The organism is Halorubrum ejinorense (assembly GCF_039522565.1).
Classification (GTDB): Archaea; Halobacteriota; Halobacteria; order Halobacteriales; family Haloferacaceae; genus Halorubrum; species Halorubrum ejinorense.
Genome location: NZ_BAAADQ010000003.1, coordinates 246845 through 262354, shown reverse-complemented (window position 1 = coordinate 262354; position 15510 = coordinate 246845). Strand labels below are relative to the sequence as shown.

The 15510-nt window shown below is 71.8% G+C and carries 14 protein-coding genes; 5 read left to right on the top strand and 9 right to left on the bottom strand.

Annotated elements, in window-relative coordinates; all coding sequences use genetic code 11:
• The first annotated feature begins 116 nt into the window (after positions 1-116).
• Positions 117-1031, top strand: a complete 915-nt coding sequence (locus ABDZ89_RS05760; RefSeq protein WP_343777379.1) for an HD domain-containing protein — start codon at positions 117-119, stop codon at positions 1029-1031.
• A 54-nt stretch (positions 1032-1085) separates the two neighbouring features.
• Here the strand turns inward: ABDZ89_RS05760 and ABDZ89_RS05755 are convergent, their stop codons facing one another.
• Positions 1086-2684, bottom strand: a complete 1599-nt coding sequence (locus ABDZ89_RS05755) for an aldehyde dehydrogenase family protein (protein ID WP_343777377.1) — start codon at positions 2682-2684, stop codon at positions 1086-1088.
• A gap of 113 nt (positions 2685-2797) precedes the next feature.
• Between ABDZ89_RS05755 and ABDZ89_RS05750 the strand changes: the two genes are divergently transcribed.
• Together ABDZ89_RS05750 and ABDZ89_RS05745 are read left to right on the top strand one after the other, a co-directional pair.
• Positions 2798-6649, top strand: coding sequence for a tetratricopeptide repeat protein (locus ABDZ89_RS05750; protein ID WP_343777375.1), 3852 nt, complete (start codon positions 2798-2800; stop codon positions 6647-6649).
• Positions 6650-6743: 94 nt separating this feature from the next.
• Complete coding sequence (locus ABDZ89_RS05745) at positions 6744-7253, top strand: PUA domain-containing protein (RefSeq protein WP_343777373.1); 510 nt, start codon at positions 6744-6746, stop codon at positions 7251-7253.
• A 382-nt stretch (positions 7254-7635) separates the two neighbouring features.
• Here ABDZ89_RS05745 and ABDZ89_RS05740 read toward each other — a convergent pair whose 3' ends face one another.
• The 6 genes from ABDZ89_RS05740 to ABDZ89_RS05715 form a co-directional block, all read right to left on the bottom strand.
• The gene (locus ABDZ89_RS05740; RefSeq protein ID WP_343777371.1) at positions 7636-8682 is read right to left on the bottom strand and encodes a presenilin family intramembrane aspartyl protease PSH; all 1047 of its coding nucleotides are present in this window, start codon (positions 8680-8682) and stop codon (positions 7636-7638) included.
• Positions 8683-9444: 762 nt separating this feature from the next.
• Entirely contained in the window at positions 9445-10254 is an 810-nt protein-coding gene (locus ABDZ89_RS05735; protein ID WP_343777369.1) for a carbon-nitrogen family hydrolase, read from the bottom strand.
• Positions 10251-10682, bottom strand: coding sequence for an SRPBCC family protein (locus ABDZ89_RS05730; protein ID WP_343777368.1), 432 nt, complete (start codon positions 10680-10682; stop codon positions 10251-10253). The genes ABDZ89_RS05735 and ABDZ89_RS05730 overlap by 4 nt, the downstream gene beginning before the upstream one ends.
• A gap of 125 nt (positions 10683-10807) precedes the next feature.
• Positions 10808-11035: a DUF7123 family protein gene (locus tag ABDZ89_RS05725; protein ID WP_004598402.1), complete on the bottom strand. Its 228-nt coding sequence runs from the start codon at positions 11033-11035 to the stop codon at positions 10808-10810.
• Positions 11036-11147: 112 nt separating this feature from the next.
• A complete protein-coding gene (locus ABDZ89_RS05720) occupies positions 11148-11330 on the bottom strand; it encodes a DUF7525 family protein (RefSeq protein WP_343777366.1) in 183 nt (60 codons plus the stop codon).
• A gap of 93 nt (positions 11331-11423) precedes the next feature.
• Positions 11424-12455, bottom strand: coding sequence for a PhoU domain-containing protein (locus ABDZ89_RS05715; protein ID WP_343777365.1), 1032 nt, complete (start codon positions 12453-12455; stop codon positions 11424-11426).
• Positions 12456-12644: 189 nt separating this feature from the next.
• On the opposite strand from ABDZ89_RS05715, the gene ABDZ89_RS05710 reads away from it, so the two are divergent.
• The gene (locus ABDZ89_RS05710) at positions 12645-13004 is read left to right on the top strand and encodes a response regulator (RefSeq protein ID WP_343777364.1); all 360 of its coding nucleotides are present in this window, start codon (positions 12645-12647) and stop codon (positions 13002-13004) included.
• 12 nt (positions 13005-13016) lie between these two features.
• On the opposite strand, the gene ABDZ89_RS05705 is transcribed toward ABDZ89_RS05710, so the two are convergent.
• Complete coding sequence (locus ABDZ89_RS05705; RefSeq protein WP_343777362.1) at positions 13017-13397, bottom strand: DUF7522 family protein; 381 nt, start codon at positions 13395-13397, stop codon at positions 13017-13019.
• Between the two features lie 136 nt (positions 13398-13533).
• On the opposite strand from ABDZ89_RS05705, the gene aglJ reads away from it, so the two are divergent.
• Positions 13534-14607: an S-layer glycoprotein N-glycosyltransferase AglJ gene (aglJ, locus tag ABDZ89_RS05700; RefSeq protein WP_343777360.1), complete on the top strand. Its 1074-nt coding sequence runs from the start codon at positions 13534-13536 to the stop codon at positions 14605-14607.
• Positions 14608-14645: 38 nt separating this feature from the next.
• On the opposite strand, the gene ABDZ89_RS05695 is transcribed toward aglJ, so the two are convergent.
• Positions 14646-15407 (bottom strand): hypothetical protein, encoded by a 762-nt coding sequence (locus tag ABDZ89_RS05695; protein ID WP_343777358.1) that lies wholly within the window; start codon positions 15405-15407, stop codon positions 14646-14648.
• Between the last annotated feature and the right edge of the window lie 103 nt (positions 15408-15510).

The following is a 15510-nucleotide window of genomic DNA, read 5'->3' as shown; positions in this document are numbered from 1 at the left end:
AGGCGGTTGGATTCGGACATAGAGCATTCGAAATACCAACCGCCTCGTTCTTAACTTAACATCGCCGAGCCTCGGGCCTCGCACATTTATCCCCGGCCGGCGACTCTGGAGGACGCATGAGCGACCCTTCCGACGACGCGTCCGACCCGGCCGACGGCGACGGCGTCCACGACCCGACAGCGGAGGACGCGCCGGCCCCGGCCAGGGAAGTCGACGGCGACACCGACGCCGGCCGCCACGAGTACGACCCGGACGCCGAGCACGCGTTCCCGGACGAACGGCTCAACGAGGTCCTCGCCCGGCTGGAATCGGACGAAGAGGTCGTCGCCTACCTGGAGGCGCAGAACGTCAACCCCGTCGCCCGCAAGGGGTACAACGACCACGGCGCCAAACACGTCGAGATCGTCCGCGACCGCGCGCTACGACTCTACGACCTGCTGAAGACGGGCGGCGTGGAGTTCAACGGCGCCCGCCAGCAGGGGCTCGACGAGGCGGACGAGCCGGTGATCGTCGCGCTGGCGGCGACGCTCCACGACATCGGCCACGTCGTCCACCGCCACGATCACCCGTACTACTCGATCCCGCTCGCCGCGGACCTCTTAGACGACCTCCTGCCGAGCTTCTACGACGTCGGCGACTGCGTCCGCGTGAAGGCGGAGGTGCTCCACGCCATCCTCTGTCACCACACCGAGGAGCAACCGCTCACGCTGGAGGCCGGCGTCGTCCGGATCGCTGACGGGCTCGACATGGAGCGCGGCCGCTCGCGGGTCCCCTACGAGGAAGGGGGTCGCGGGATCAACACCGTCTCCTCGCAGGCGATCGAACGCGTCTCGCTCCGCGGGGGGGACGAGACCCCCGTTCAGGTCGTGATCCGCATGAACAACGCCGCCGGCGTCTATCAGGTCGACTCCCTGTTGAAGGCGAAAATCGACGGGTCGCTGCTGGGAGATCGGATCCGAACCGTCGCGATCAACACCCACAGCGACGGCGCGGACGGGAACGGCACGATAGTCGACCGGATCGAGCTCTGAGGGGCCGCGGTCCGGGTCGGCACCCGTCGCGTGCTAATTCGCTCTTCCCGTCGCTCAGGGACCGCGGAGCGTCTCGCCGGCGCCGTTCCGGTGGGAGGCCTCGTCGACGACGCTCGTCGCGGCCACCGTCGCCGTCTGCGCGAGACGCTCCGGGGTGAGTCCGCCGTACAGTTGGCTTCCCTCGGCGGCCCCGCCGCCGAGGACGGGCGCCGTCGCGAACCCGTTCGACCGCGTGCCCGTCGCCGCGATCCCCGGCTGGTTGACCACGAGACGGCCCGGCGCGAGCCGCTCCGCGACCCGGCGAGCCCGGCGCTGTTGGGTGGTGTGGACCGCCGCGGCGTGCGGGGAACCGATCTCGGCCGCGAGCCCGGTCGCGGCGTCGAACCCGTCGCGGCCGTGGACGGCGACCGCGGGAACGCCGGGCAGCGTCGCGAGCGGGTCGTCGGCCCCCTCCGGCTCGGCGACGAGGAAGGCCGCCTCGCGGGCCGCGCTCGGGAGGTCCAGTGCGGCCGCCAGCCACCGCGGCGAGTTCCCCCGCGGGTCGGACTCGGTACCGGTCGCCTCGTCGCTCTCTCGGCTCCGTTCGTCCGCGCCGCGACCGCTTCCGGCGACCGAGTCGCCGAGGAGCGCTCGGAACCGCTCTCGCTCGTCGAAGTCGAGGACGTACCCGCCCTCGGCCTCGAGCGCGGCACACAGGTCGGCCACGGCGGGCGTCACCGTCACGACCGCGGCGTCGCCGGCGGGGTGGGCCCCGAAGTCGTACGTCGCGCCGACGGCGACCCGCGTGGCCACCGCCTCGGGCGGGACCGACCCGTCGGCGACGGCGACGACGCCGTCCGCGCTCGCGGCGACGTTCGGCGTCCCGCACCGCTGTCCGGCCGCGACCGTCGCCTCGGAGCCGGCCGCGACGACGAAGTCCGCCCGCTCGAACAGCGCGTCGGTCCCGGGTTTCGATGCCGGGGCGGGCAGCATCGAGACCGCGTCGGTCGGCGCCCCGGCGCCCGACAGCGCCCGGCGGACGGTCTCGACGACGACGTCGCACGTCTCCACGGTCGAGGGCGAGGGCGCGAACACGACCGCGTTCCGGGCGGCGAGGCCGTACAGCGAGAGGACCGCGGGGACCACGACGGGGTGCGTCGCGGGGACCGCCGCGCCGACCACGCCGTGCGGCCCGGCGACGGTCACGGTGCCCGCCGCGCCGTCGCGCTCGACCACGCCGGCGGTCGGCGCGCCCCGGACCGACCGTCGGGCGCCGTCGAGCGCGGTCGCTATCTTCTCGGTCTTCGTCCCCGGGTGGCCCCGCCCCGTCTCGTTGGCCGCCGACCGCGCGAGTCGGCTGACGGTCTCCCTGTCCGCCAACCGCTCGCCGACCGCCCGCACGAGGCCCTTCACGTCGCCCGGCGCCCACGTTTCGAGCTCGTCGGCCGCGGTCCGCGCCGACGCCACGGTCCGCGCCGGGCGGCTCGGTAGTCCGTCCGGACTCGAAGCGGAGGAGCCGCCCGTCGCCCCCGGCTCGCTGAGCCCGCGCGTCGGTCGCGACTCGTCGACCCCGCTCTCCGGTCCCGACCCTTCGCGCTCGCCGGTCGAGACCGATTCGCCGGGCTCGGCGGCCGTTCCCGGCCCGTCCGTCTCGTCCGCCCGGTCCCCGTTCATGCGTTCGCGTGCGAATCGAACCGACTTATTCTCACCCCGTGAACCACTGTGTCACCCCGCGGAGAGTCGTCACCGAAGAAACAGTTATACCGGTGGTACGGTTCAGGGGACGTATGACCGAGCCGTCGGAGCTCGTCGGCGTCGTCGAACGGCGCCTCGACTTCCTCGAACGGCTCGCGGCGGAGCCGCTGCGGAAACACGAGCTCGTCGACGCGCTCGACCACTCGCGGTCGACGGTGAACCGCGCGATAGACGAACTGGAGGCGGCCGGGCTCGTCGCCGGCGAGACGGACGGCTACCGGACGACGCTCTCCGGGCGACTGCTCGCCGAGGGCTACCGCGACCTCCTGACCGTCGCCGACGACCTCGCGGCCGCCGGCGACGTGCTCGACCCCCTGGACGCCGCGGTCGACGTCTCCCCGGTGATACTGCGCGAAGCGGAGACGTACCGGGCCGCGACGCCCGACCCCTATCGGCCGCTGGAGGTGCTCGACGAGGCGCTCGCCGACGCCGACGCGGTCGCGGCCGCGCTCCCGGCGTTCCCCTATCCCCGGATCGCCGAGCGGTTCCGGCGCACGGCGGTCGGCGGCGGAACCGTCGACCTCGCGCTGGCAGCGGGGGCGTACCGACACGCGGTCGAACGGTTCGCGGACGACCTCGGAACGGTCGCGCGGCGGGAGGGCTGTCGGGTCGCGGCGGTCGACGCCGTCGACGCGGGCGTCGTCGCGGCCGACGACACCGCGCTCCTCCTCACGTTCGACGCCGACGGTACCCTCCACGGCGCGGCGGTGTCGACCGATCCCGAGGCGGTCGCGTGGGCGGAACGCGCGGTTCGCGACCTGATCGACCGGGGGCGAGACGGCGGCGAGGCGCTCGCGGCGGTGAAAGACGCTGCGTCGGACCGGAGGACCGGCGACCCCCGAAACGGGCGCTCCTCCGGCGACGACTCGGACAGCTCCTCCGGCGACGACTCGGACAGCTCCTCCGGCGACGACTCGGACGGCTCCTCCGGCGACGACTCGGACGGCTCCTCCGGCGACGACTCGGACGGTTCATCCGGCGACCGGGACGCGGGCGCGTCCGAGGCGACGGGGCGGGGCAGCGGCTCGGCCGGCCTGCTGGGACGGGTCGAGTCGGACCGGCGGGGTCGCGACCCGCTCGCCGCGCAGGGCTTCCATGCGGTCGACGAGGACCGGCTGGCCGGGGAGCCGGTGCCGTACGGACCGCTCCGGGCCACCGCGTCGTTCCCCGAGGTCGACGCCGGGTTCGTCCTCGACAGGACGGGGACCTTCGACGGCGAGCGGCGCTCGGTCGCCGACCTGCTCGTCGAGGGACTCGCGGCGGGGACCGATCACGCGGTGGTCGGGCCGCCGGGGAGCGGCAAGAGCACCGTGTGTCGGAGCGTCGCAGTCGCGTGGTATCGGTCCGGTCGCGGCCCGGTGACGTACCGGTCGAGCGGCGGCGGCGAGCCGTTCACCGCGACGGAGCGGCTGCGGGAACGAGTCGCCGAGGGCGACGGCCACCACCTCGTGGTCGTCGAGGACGCGGTCGACCCGGCGGCCGCGGAGGCGGTCGGCGTCGCCCGCGAGTTGGCCGACCGCGACGACGTCTCGTTCCTGTTCGACGCGCGCGAGGGGCCGTACGACGACCCCGACGGGCTCCCGCTGTCGCCCGCTGACCTCCGCTACCGGCGGGCGATCGAGACCGTTCGGATGCCGCGGCTCGACGAGCGCGAGGTCGAGCGGTTCGTTCGTCACGCCGCCGACTGCACCGGGTCGACCCCGGCCGCCGACCCGAGTTCCCTGCTCGCCGACGTGCGACGAACCGACGACGAGCGAGTCGGAGAGCTGCTCTGCCTCGTTCACCGCCTCGTTCGGGCGACCGGCGACGGGGTCGCGGGAGCCGACGGCCCGAACGGGACCGCCGACCACGCGGTGACGGCGACGAGCGACGAGAGCGACTCGGGCCCGACCTCCGCGCTGGAGCGGTCGGTCGCCGAGGCGGTCCGGGAGGTCCGGAACCGGCCGCCGCCGACCGCGGACGTGGCGGTGTTGGTGAACCTGCTCAACGTCGCCGGCGTGGGCGACGGCCGGACGCTGGCGTACGCGCTCGTCGGCGGCCCTGAGAGGGGTTCCGACGCGGAGATCGGCGGGGAGTCGTCGCCGACCGCCGACGGGGTTCGCCGGGCGCTCGACCGGCTGGTCGGGACGGCGCTCGTCGGGTCGGGCGACGGCGAGGGGCGCACCGTACACGACGAGTGGTCGGTGCTGTTCTTGGAGCGCCTCGTGGAGCGGGAGCCGGAGCCGGTCGTCGCGAGGCGCGTGGGGCGGGCGGCGTCGCGGGTGCTGGCGCTCGCCGACGACCCCGCGCGCCGCTCCCGCGTTCGACGCGCCGTCGGCGGTGACGCGCCGACCGTGGACCGGATCGAGCGCGACCCGAGCGCGTGGGCGGCCGAGACGGTGCGGGCGGTGTACGGCGTCGGCCGACGCTACCCGCGGCTTGCGGCGCTGTACGGCCGGGTCCGCTACGCGTGGATCGACCTCCCGGACGCGTGCCCCGACGACCTGCGCGACCGACCGGCGGAGTGGGTGGCGCGGATGTATATCGACGCCGGCGACCTCGACGGCGCGACCGACGCGCTGGACGCGTGGCGGCCGACGGACGAGGCGGGCGCGGCCGAGCGGGAGCGCGGCTACGGCGACGTGGCGCGCCGCCGCGGGGAGTACGACGCGGCGCGCGAGCGGTTCGAGCGGGCCGAAGGGCGCTTCGCGGCCGCGGGCGACCGCGCCGGACTCGCGGCGGCGATCCGGGGACGGGCGCAGGCGGCCCACTTCGCCGGGGACTACGAGGTCGCGTACGAGGCGGCCTCGCGGGCGTACGCCATCGCCGCCGAGATCGGCGACCCGATCGCGACGGCGAAGGCGCTGATGGACGTCGGGAACGCGCTCGACGCCCTCGACGGGACCGACGCCGTCCTCGATCACTACCGGGTCGCGGGCGACCTGTTCCGGCGGCACGACGACACTCACGGAGAGGCGAACGTCCGGACGAACCTCGCGGTCACGCTGCGGCGTCGCGGCGACCTCGACCGCGCCGAACGGACCGGGAAGCGCGCGCTCGACGGCTACCGGACGGTCGGCGACGAACACCGGGAAGCGATCTCCCACCTGAACCTCTCGGGGGTCGCACAACAGCGCGGAGACGTCGACGAGGCGGTCGCCCGCGCGTCCGAGGCGCGCGCGATCGCCGGCCGGATCGGCTCCGACCTCTACGAAGCGTTCGCGGTGTGTCAGTTCGGCGACGCGGCGCACCTCTCCGGTGACCTCGACCGCGCCGAGCGGTACCTGCGGGACGCGCTCGCGTCGCTGGAGGCGTTGGGCGCCGACAGTCGGAGCGCCATGGCGACCACGATGCTGGCCGAGGTCGCGCTCGACCGCGGCGACGACGAGGCGGCGGCGCGACTGATCGAGCGGACCGAGTCGCTGATCGGCGACCACCCGGGGCGAAAACGGGTGGCGGCGCTGAACCGGCTTCGCGGGTTGCTCGCGCTCGAACGCGGCGACACCGAGACGGCGGAGGCGGCGCTGCGAGACGCGATCGACGCCGCGCTGGCGGGGGGGTTCACGCTGGTCGAGGCGGAGTCGCGCGCGGCCTTCGGTGCGGTCGCGGCCGAGCGCGGCGACGCGGCGGCGACCGCGGAGCGACTGACCGCGGCGCTCGACCTCGGCCACCGGATCGAGAGCGCGAAGGTGATCGCCTCGGCGGCCGGAACGCTCGCCGACGCGCTCGCGGACGGCGACGGGGAGCGACTGGATCGCGAGGCGCTGTCCGCCGCCCTTCGCGAGTCGCCGCCGGAGGCCGTCGGGTCGGAGCCGGCGGCCGACCCGGCGACGTACCGACGCCTCGCCGAGCGCTGGCGCGTCGACGGCGACGAGGTCACCGCGCCGTTCCCGTCCGTCGAGTGACGCGCTCAGCGCGGTCGCCGAGACCCGCCGAATCCGAGGAGCGGCGCGCCGAGCGTGTCGCAACCGATTTCCGCGCGGCCGCGAAAGCCCGGCCATGACCGACGCCGACGTCCTCGCGGACCTGCGGACCGCCGCCGACTACCAGTTCGGGGCGGGCGCGGGCGACGCGCTGTTCCCCCCGGGCGACCCGCTCACGGTCCGCCGATCGAGCGGCGGCCGCCCGCGACAGGTGATCGACGGCGACGTCGACGACACCCCCGGCAGCAGCGAGGGCGACCGCCTCGTCTCGTACGGCACCGACGGCCGCTTCACGCTCGGTATCGCCGGCGGAAAGCGACTCTACGACGCCTTCGACGCCCCGCGACATCGGATGGTCGTCGGCGAGGAGAGCGAGCCGTTCGTGCGCGAGGGCCGCGACGCGTTCGCCAAGTTCGTCACCGCGGCCGACGACGGGATCCGCCCGGGCGACGAGGTCGTCGTCGTCGACGAGGGCGACGCGGTCTTCGGGGTCGGCCGCGCCGAACTCTCCGGCGCCGAAGCGGAGGCGCTCGGCTCCGGCGTCGCCGTCAAGATGCGGGACGGGAATCCGAGCGACGACGACTGACGACGTACACGTGCGGTGGCGCGTGCCTGAGAGGCCGCTCCGCGGCCGAACAGCACGCGCGAGGGAGTCGGGCGCGCCGAGGACGACCGAGGGGAGTCCGACGGACGCGCCCGACGAGGCTGGGGAGGCGTGAGGCGCGGTGCTGTTGCGGTGCGGGGCGGGACTCGAAGGGGCAGTCGCGAGGGCGAAGCACGGCGAAGCAAGCACTGGAGGGAACGAACGAAGTGAGTGACTGAAGCGCACAGCGAGCCGCGCGACCCCTCGCGACTGGGGCTTCGGGGGTCTCGGTAGCCGGAGAGCCCTCGTCGGCTCCGACCGCGGATACCCGAGCAGTTTCGATGCCGGTGGCCGCCGCCGACCGTAATGTTACGCCCGGATCGGCCTAGAAGAACGCCGCGAGCCCCAGCGCTTCGATCAGGGGCACACCCGCGATCAGCGACCCGATCAGGTAGCCGCCTATCGCCCCGCCGTTCAACAGCGGCAGTCCGGCGTGGGCCCGGCCGCGGATCACCCAGCGCATGAGCACGACCAACCCCGCGAGGCTCCCGACCATCGCGAGCAGCGCCGGGAGGTTGACGCCCACGAGGGGCACCGACAGGTTCGGCGCCGACGAGAACGTCGCCGCGCTCGCGACCAACACCGCCGGGATGACGGCGTCGCCGAGTCCGATGAAGAAGGCGTCGCGTTCGCCCGCGTCGTCGTCGTTCTTGCCGCTTCCCTCGTTCGAGGCCGCCGTCGAACCGTCCGCTTCTGCGTCTTTCGCCGCCCCGTCTTCCGCCGACGCCGCGTCGGCCGCGTCCCCCTCGCCGTCCGCGTCCTCACCGACCCCTGCGGCCTCCTCGCTGGCGGGGCCCGAATCGAGCAGCGAGTACGACAGCGACAGCGGGATCACCAACACGACCGGGATGTTGAGGTCCATCACGCCCTCCGCGAGCGACAGCATGTGTTCGGTGCCGTACACCGAGACCGCGTCGTAGACGGCGAGGACCGCGAGCAGGATGAGCGCCGGCAACAGGCCGAAGGAGATGCCGAACAGCCCGGCCGCGCCAGCCCCCATCAACACGCCGGCAGTGTCGATCACGTACCACTCCGGGTGAACGAGCAGCCCGACGCCGACCGCGACCGCCGGCACCACGGCCGCGAGCGGCGAGACGAGCGCCGAGAAGACGTACCACGAGAGCCACGCGGAGGTGCCGACGATCAGCAGCCGGATCGCCCAGTCGAAGTCGTACCGGAACGCCGCCAGCATCACCCCGGTCATCGCGACGATGGCGACGACGTACAGCAGGCTGTTCGCCGGGTTGTCGGGGTTCTCGACCGCCTGGTACCCGCTCTCGGCGAACTCGGGGACCAGCGCCAGCGCGCCCACTTGGACGACTAGGAACAGTCCGATCACGAAGGCGACGCCGCGATACTCGCGGGGGAACATTCGACCGCCGGTTCGTCGGCCGAGGGTTTCGTCCTTGCGCTTCGGACGCGGGACCGCGGGCGACATCGGCCGCTGCCCGGAGCGGAGAACGCGTACAGAAAGGGGTTCGGGCTCGGTGTGGGAGCGGGTGGGCCCGAACCCACGCCGGCGGACGACGGACGGTGGAAGCGAGTGGCCGGCCGGCCCGAAGCGGGATGGGGCCGGCCGGATTCGTCCGCGGCGTTTACCACCTCTGCCGAGTCACGTAAGTAGCTATCGCCCGAGTTATCACAGCAGATACTCGCGGGGCGACGAGCGACCCTTCCCCGGGTCGTCCCGGGATCGACGCTCGGTCCGACGGTGGACGGTACCGAGAGCCGAGACGCGGCGGAGGCCGGACCAAGCAAGGAAGTCGGGGTGGAGAGGAGCTCGAGGTGGGGAGGAACTCGAGGTGGAGAGGAAGTCGCGAAGGGGTGGCAGCCGGAACGGAGCGGGCGAAAGGCGAGTGGGAAGGTGGGGAGAGAGGCGGACGGGCGGGCGGCGGCCGAACAGCGGACCCCCAAGCTGTCGACGGCATCGCCGCCCGGGCGGCCGGGACGGGTGCGCGGATCGTTAGCGCCGAACTCCAACGAGAAAAGCGTCGGACTTCGGCGATCGGACGTATGTGTCTCACGCGTATAAACATGTCCGAATCGGCATCTCGATCGGGCGAGGCGAGCGACGGTCACAGATCGACCCGTCGGACGGTCGATAGCGCACCGCTTCGAACGGGTTGCGAGCGGTTCAGCGGCGGTCGCGGAGCGCGGGAAACTCCTCGCGGACCGCGGCGACGCGGTCGGGGTCCACCGTCGCCGTCACGACGCCGGGGTCGTCGCCGACCGAGGCGAGCGTGGTCCCCCAGGGGTCGTACACCGCGCTCCGGCCGCAGAGCGTGTCGTCGTCGTCGAACCGGCCGCTGCCGTTGATCGCGGCGACGTACGCGAGGTTCTCGATGGCTCGCGCGCGGCCGAGCGTCCGCCAGTGTTCGACCCGGGGATACGGCCACGCGCTCGGGACCAGGACGCACTCGACGCCCGCGTCGACCATCGCGCGGAACTGCTCCGGGAACCGGAGGTCGTAACACGTCGTCACGGCGACCGTGACGCCCGCGACCTCCGTCACCGGCGTCCGCTCGCCGGGGACCATCCGGTCCGTCTCCTCGGACCCGTATCCGAACAGGTGCCGCTTCCGGTAGACGAGCCGGCGCTCGCCCGAGGCGTCGAACAGCACCGCCGCGTTGGCCAGGCCGGACTCCGCGGGGACGTCGAGCCCGTCGGCCGCCGACGCCGACAGGTCCTCGACGACGGTCCCGGCGAGGACCGCCACGTCGTGCTCGTCGGCCGCGGCGGCGAACCGAGCGAGCCGGTCGCCGTCGAGGCTCTCGGCCGCGCGGGCGTACGAGTCGAACGCGAAGTAGCCGACGTCGAACAGTTCGGGGAGAACCACGAGGTCGGCGCCGTCGGCCGCGGCCTCGCGGACACGGTCGAGCGCCCGGTCGACGTTGTCCTCGACGGCGCCGCCGTCGACCGCCAGTTGGACGCCCGCGAGCCTCATGCCGGAGAGGCCAGGGAGGCGCGGAGCGCGTCTTCGAGGTTGTCGAGCTCGGCGTCGAAGTTGCGCTTGAAGAAGGACTCGACGCCCGGGAGGCGGCCGTCGACCACGAACTCGTTCGCGAGCCGACATCCGCCGTCGTCGGTCTCCGTGATCACGTGTTCGCCGGTCACGCGGAACGCCCGCGACTTCCCGACGAACTTCACTCGGTTCGGGGCGTCGCGCTCCACCTCCTCCGTTTCGACGTCGATCGTCGAGCGGATCATCGGTATCGGCAGCGCGACGTGCCAAGTCGCGGTGCCGTCGTCGTGAACGTCGAAGGAGTCGACCACGCTGATGGCGCCCGCGCGCTGCTTCGCGTCCGAGATGAACGCCCACACGTCGGCCGGCGGCGCGTCGAACTCGAACGTCCGGGAGACTCGAACGGTCATACGATCCCGTTTGGGGCTACGGGGGTTAAAAATGCGCGTTGGCGGAGCCGAGTACGGAGAACGCGCCGGCACGATCGGGGAGAACGGAAGGAACGCGCCGGATCGTCACGGTCCGGGCCGTGTCGTCACCCGTCCGGCGTCACGCGCCACGTCGTCGACTTGGCGCGGCCCCACTTCTCGATGTCGACGTCGTCCGACTTCTCGGCCAGACGGGGGAGCCGCGAGCCGACCTGCTTGGCGGTGAGGCCGATCGCGTCGGCGATCGTCTTCGAGCGAACGTACCGCTCACCACGGGTGACGCTGTCCGTGAGGTACGCGAGGATCCGCTGTTCCTCCTCGGTGTACTCGCTCATTACCGGATGTACGCGTCTGACGTCCTTAACGGTTTCTCGTTTTCGTGCGCCGGCCGACCGAACGGACCGGACCGACGGAAAATGAAGGCCGATCGAGACGCGCGTCGACCGGTCAGTCGAACAGCTGAACCGCGCCGACGGCGAGCGTCGCGAAGACGAACGCGCCCGCGAATCCCCACGCTTTCCCGAGCTGACCCGGGTACGCGAACATCACCATGGCGCCGACGACGGCGATGGCGCCGAGTGCGAGCGCGACGCCGACCTCCTTGTCCGATTCGATGGAACCCTCGCTCATACGGACCGCTTCGCGGGGGACCACTTAGTTCATGCGAACCGCGCGACGCGGTCGCGCCCGACGGCCGCAGGCGCGGGTCGGTTTGCGACCGACTTAGATGATCTCGACGTGCTCTGACGCCTCGTTGAGCGCGAGGTTCGCCGCGATCTCGGCGTTCCGCATGGCGTACTCCGCGGTGTGCTGCAGGCTGACGAGCACTTCGCGGGTCATGAGCAGCGTCTCGTTGTCCAAGTCGCTCGGCAGCTCGTCGAGGATCTCCTGTTCGCGGTCCTCCAGGCGCGAGAACAGATCCCGACACTCGACGGTGAGGTCGTAGTCGCGCTCGACGACCGCCCGGACCGCAAGCGCGGTCAGCTCGTCCACCTGGTCGGTGAACTCGCGGATCTGTCGCATCGTCGCGCTGTCGACGTCGAGGGTGTGCCCATCGGCTTCCATCACGATCTCCGCGATGTCCTCCGCGTTGTCGGCGGTGAGTTCGAGGTTCTTCGCGACGGAGCGGTACCCGATGAGCGGGAATCCCTCTTCGAGACCGACCGCGCGGGCGAGGTTCGGGTTCTGGTAGGCGGTGAAGATGAGCCGGAGCAGCAGGACGAATATCTTGTTCGCCTGCCGCTCGCGGTTTAGCGCGCGCTGCGCGAGGTCGGGGTTGCCGTGCGCGAGCGCCTTCACGCCCTCGCCGCGCATCGTCGATCCCGTGTTCTCCAGCCGTTCGAGCAGGTTATCGAGGGTGAAGTCCTCGGGGTCGACGGAACAGCGGATCGAGATGTCCTCCGGCGTCTCCTCGATGACGCCGAGCCCCATCAGTTGCGTCTCGGCTTTGTACACCGCGTTGATGTGTTCGCTGTCGAGCGCCCCCTCGCTCCGGACGTGGATCACGCGCCGTCCCAGCACGTACTGCGCGACGATCGCTCGCTCCAGCGAGCGCGCGTCGAGCGCGTCGGCATTGATCACCGCCTCCGACTCCTCCGTGCTCACCGACTCGGGAAGCACCGTGAGCGTTCCCTTGCCGCCCATCCGCAGCGACACCTCGTCGCCTTTGTTCACGCCGTGTTCCTGTGCCCACTCAGCCGGGAGCGTCATCGCCAGCGTCGACGGCCCTAGCCGTTGGACCTTCCGCGTTTCCATACGCGAACGTATCGTGGGATAGACCTTAACGTTGTTCCCATGTTCATTATACGCTTCATCGAATATGCAAGGATTCAGCGAGTCGAGCGGGGCCGGCGTGCGCCGGCGCGTCGACGACGAAGCGACCGGACGCCCCCGTCTCCGGCGACCGATCCGCGCGCTTATGTCGGTCTGGATAGGAAAACGGGTATGACCGAGCGGGTACTCGTGGTCGACGACTCCTCCTTCCAGCGGACCGTCGTTCGGGACGCGCTGTCAGACCGGTTCGAAGTCGTCGACGAGGCGGAAAACGGCGCAGAGGCGGTCGAACTCTTCGAGGCGTACGAGCCGGACGCCGTGTCGATGGACGTCGTGATGCCGGAGATGACCGGGATCGAGGCGACCGCCGCGATCAAAGACCGGTGGCCGGACGCGGTGATCGTGATGTGTACGAGCGTCGACCAGCAGGAGAAGATGATGGAGGCGGTGAAGGCGGGCGCCGACGGCTACGTGACGAAGCCCGTCGACGAGGCGGAGCTGGTCGGCGAGTTGGAGAGTCACCTCGGCTGAGTCGGCGCCGACTCAGGCCGGGTCGAACGACCGCAGGATCGTCGCGAGCGCGTTCGCCAGCTCCTCGAACCGATCTATCTCCATGGAGTCGGTCGTCAGCCACACGCCGTGGCCGTTGGCGATGACGCGCGTGAGGTAGCCGTTCTCGAACACCCGCACCGTGAAGTGGTAGTCGCCGAGCTGGGTGTCCGCGTACAGCGACTGCGCGCGGAACCCCTGTCGCTCGTTCTCCGCGAATCCGACCAAGTCCGCTGTCCTGCTCAGGTCGCTACGGAGGTACAGCTGGTCGATGTCGGCCTCGGTGAAGTAGGTGAGGCTCCGGAGTTCGTCGCCCGTCGCGGTACGGGCGGCGCTGAGGAGCTCGTCGACGTGGTCGGTCGGTGGCTGCGACATACGACCACGATCAATGCTCACACACATGAGCGTATGGGTGGTCACACGAATGTCGCCGGCCGGTCGCCGCGAACTGGGTCCCCGCGGGTCCCGAGAGGGACAGAGTTTAGCGACTCCCCCGTGATCGCTACGACTGATGAGCGAGTACGACGACGTCTGCGTCCTGCTGCCGACGATGAACGAGGCCGAGACGGTCGCACGCGTCGTCGGAGACTTCCGTGACGCCGGTTTCGAGAACGTCCTCGTAATCGACGGCGGGTCGGCGGACGAGACGCAGTCGATCGCCCGCGAGACGGGTGCGCGCGTCGTCGAGCAGTCGGGACGGGGGAAGGGGCAGGCGGTCAGGGAGGCGGTTCGGGACCACGTGGACGCGCGGTACGTGCTGATGGCCGACGCCGACGCCACCTACGACGCCGACGACGCGTCGGCGATGCTCGACCCGCTTCTCCGGGGCGACGTCGACCACGTCATCGGCGATCGCTTCGCCGACATGCGGCCGGGCGCGATGACGCGCCTGAACCGGATCGGGAACCGCTTGATAAACCTCGCCTTCCGGGCGATCCACCGCGAGGGGTACCGCGACATCCTCTCCGGCTATCGGGCGTTCACGCGCGAGTCGTTCCTTCGTCTCCACCTCACCGCCGACGGGTTCGGCATCGAGACGGAGATGGCCGTCGAGTGCGTGAAAAACCGACTCTCGGTCACCGTGGTGCCTGTCACGTACCGGGAGCGACCCGGCGGCTCGGCGACGAACCTCCACCCGATCCGAGACGGCGGGGTGATCTTCTTAGAGCTGTACCGGAAGGCGAAGACCAACAACCCGCTGTTCTACTTCGGGAGCGCGGGCGCGGCGTCGACCGCGGCGGGGCTGGCAATGGGTGGGTTCGTGCTCTATCGGTACCTCGCGTTCGGTATCAGCCACGAGGTCATCGCGGTCGGCGCCGTGGGGGCGGTCATCCTCGGTATCCAGCTACTCGTGTTCGGCGTGTTGGCCGACATGATCCACTCGCTCCACCGCGAGCAGATCGCGTGGTACGAGCGCGCGCTCGACCGAGAGAGCGGTGGCCGGTCGGCGGTCGGTGACGAGATCGGCCAGGGCCCTCTAACGGCCGAGACGAACGAGAGCCGAGAGACGCGGTCGGACGCAGGCGAGGGAGACAACGGCGGCGAGTCGAGTCGGGTCGCCGGACCGGAGCGGCCGGGCGAGTGAGAGCCGACCAGACTGGCGACTGACCGGGACGACGGCGCTCACTCGATCGCCGACGCGAGCGACGCCGGAGCGATCCGTCGCGGCTCCGGCACGTCGACCCCATCCGGGGCCACCGCCACGTCGCCTCGCGATTCGCCGGGTGCGGCGGCCGCTTCCGACTCGGGAGCCGGCGGTGCGAGGACCGCCGTCCCGCCGACGGAGAGCGGGGCGACGAGCCCGGCCGCGAGCGCGGGCGAGTCGGTGAAGGAGCGCCGGAGGACGACGCGCGTCTCCTCGCCCATCTCGGCCGCCTCGACGGCGGCCGCGGCGAGCGAACACAGGTCGCGGTGGCTGAACGAGCGGTCCGAACCGAGGATCGCGTCGTCGTCGGGACCGACATCGCTGGGCGGCATCCCCGGGTTCTCGCTCCAGAGCTCCTGTTCCCAGTGCGTGGTCTCGGGTCGCTCCGGCGGGCCGCCGAACGCCGCCAGGTTCGTCCCGGGTGCCGGGTCGAAGCCGGACGCGGTCGCGACCGAGGCGAGCACGACCCGATCGCCGGCGTCGATCCCCGCATCCGGATCGAACCGGACCGGCGCGCCGACGGCCGCGGCGCCGAGGAACGCGAGGGTGGTGTGAAAACCGGGCGTCGGGTCGACGGCGACGGTGGCGCCCGCCCGGACGCCGAGGTACCTGAGCACGTTCGCCGCCTTGTATCCGTTCGTGATCAGGTCGTGGTGGGTCCGCTCCCGTCCGTCCGGCGTGACGAGCGCCGTCTCGCGGGTGCGTCGGTCGCGCGCGAGCAGGTCGCCGACGAGGTTCATACGCGGACGTGGGGGCGGGCGCGCCTTAACGCTGCGGCGTCGGCCGACAGAGCCGGATCGCCGACCCGGACGGACGGTCAGGGCGCGCCGGCGATGACTATCA

Bases quoted from the DNA above. Each gene is read 5' to 3' on its own strand.
- aglJ (WP_343777360.1), top strand. From the start codon at position 13,534: ATGAGCGAGTACGACGACGTCTGCGTCCTGCTGCCGACGATGAACGAG.
- ABDZ89_RS05725 (WP_004598402.1), bottom strand. From the start codon at position 11,035: ATGAGCGAGTACACCGAGGAGGAACAGCGGATCCTCGCGTACCTCACG.
- ABDZ89_RS05730 (WP_343777368.1), bottom strand. From the start codon at position 10,682: ATGACCGTTCGAGTCTCCCGGACGTTCGAGTTCGACGCGCCGCCGGCC.
- ABDZ89_RS05760 (WP_343777379.1), top strand. From the start codon at position 117: ATGAGCGACCCTTCCGACGACGCGTCCGACCCGGCCGACGGCGACGGC.
- ABDZ89_RS05745 (WP_343777373.1), top strand. From the start codon at position 6,744: ATGACCGACGCCGACGTCCTCGCGGACCTGCGGACCGCCGCCGACTAC.
- ABDZ89_RS05715 (WP_343777365.1), bottom strand. From the start codon at position 12,455: ATGGAAACGCGGAAGGTCCAACGGCTAGGGCCGTCGACGCTGGCGATG.
- ABDZ89_RS05735 (WP_343777369.1), bottom strand. From the start codon at position 10,254: ATGAGGCTCGCGGGCGTCCAACTGGCGGTCGACGGCGGCGCCGTCGAG.
- ABDZ89_RS05750 (WP_343777375.1), top strand. From the start codon at position 2,798: ATGACCGAGCCGTCGGAGCTCGTCGGCGTCGTCGAACGGCGCCTCGAC.
- ABDZ89_RS05695 (WP_343777358.1), bottom strand. From the start codon at position 15,407: ATGAACCTCGTCGGCGACCTGCTCGCGCGCGACCGACGCACCCGCGAG.
- ABDZ89_RS05705 (WP_343777362.1), bottom strand. From the start codon at position 13,397: ATGTCGCAGCCACCGACCGACCACGTCGACGAGCTCCTCAGCGCCGCC.
- ABDZ89_RS05755 (WP_343777377.1), bottom strand. From the start codon at position 2,684: ATGAACGGGGACCGGGCGGACGAGACGGACGGGCCGGGAACGGCCGCC.
- ABDZ89_RS05740 (WP_343777371.1), bottom strand. From the start codon at position 8,682: ATGTTCCCCCGCGAGTATCGCGGCGTCGCCTTCGTGATCGGACTGTTC.
- ABDZ89_RS05710 (WP_343777364.1), top strand. From the start codon at position 12,645: ATGACCGAGCGGGTACTCGTGGTCGACGACTCCTCCTTCCAGCGGACC.
- ABDZ89_RS05720 (WP_343777366.1), bottom strand. From the start codon at position 11,330: ATGAGCGAGGGTTCCATCGAATCGGACAAGGAGGTCGGCGTCGCGCTC.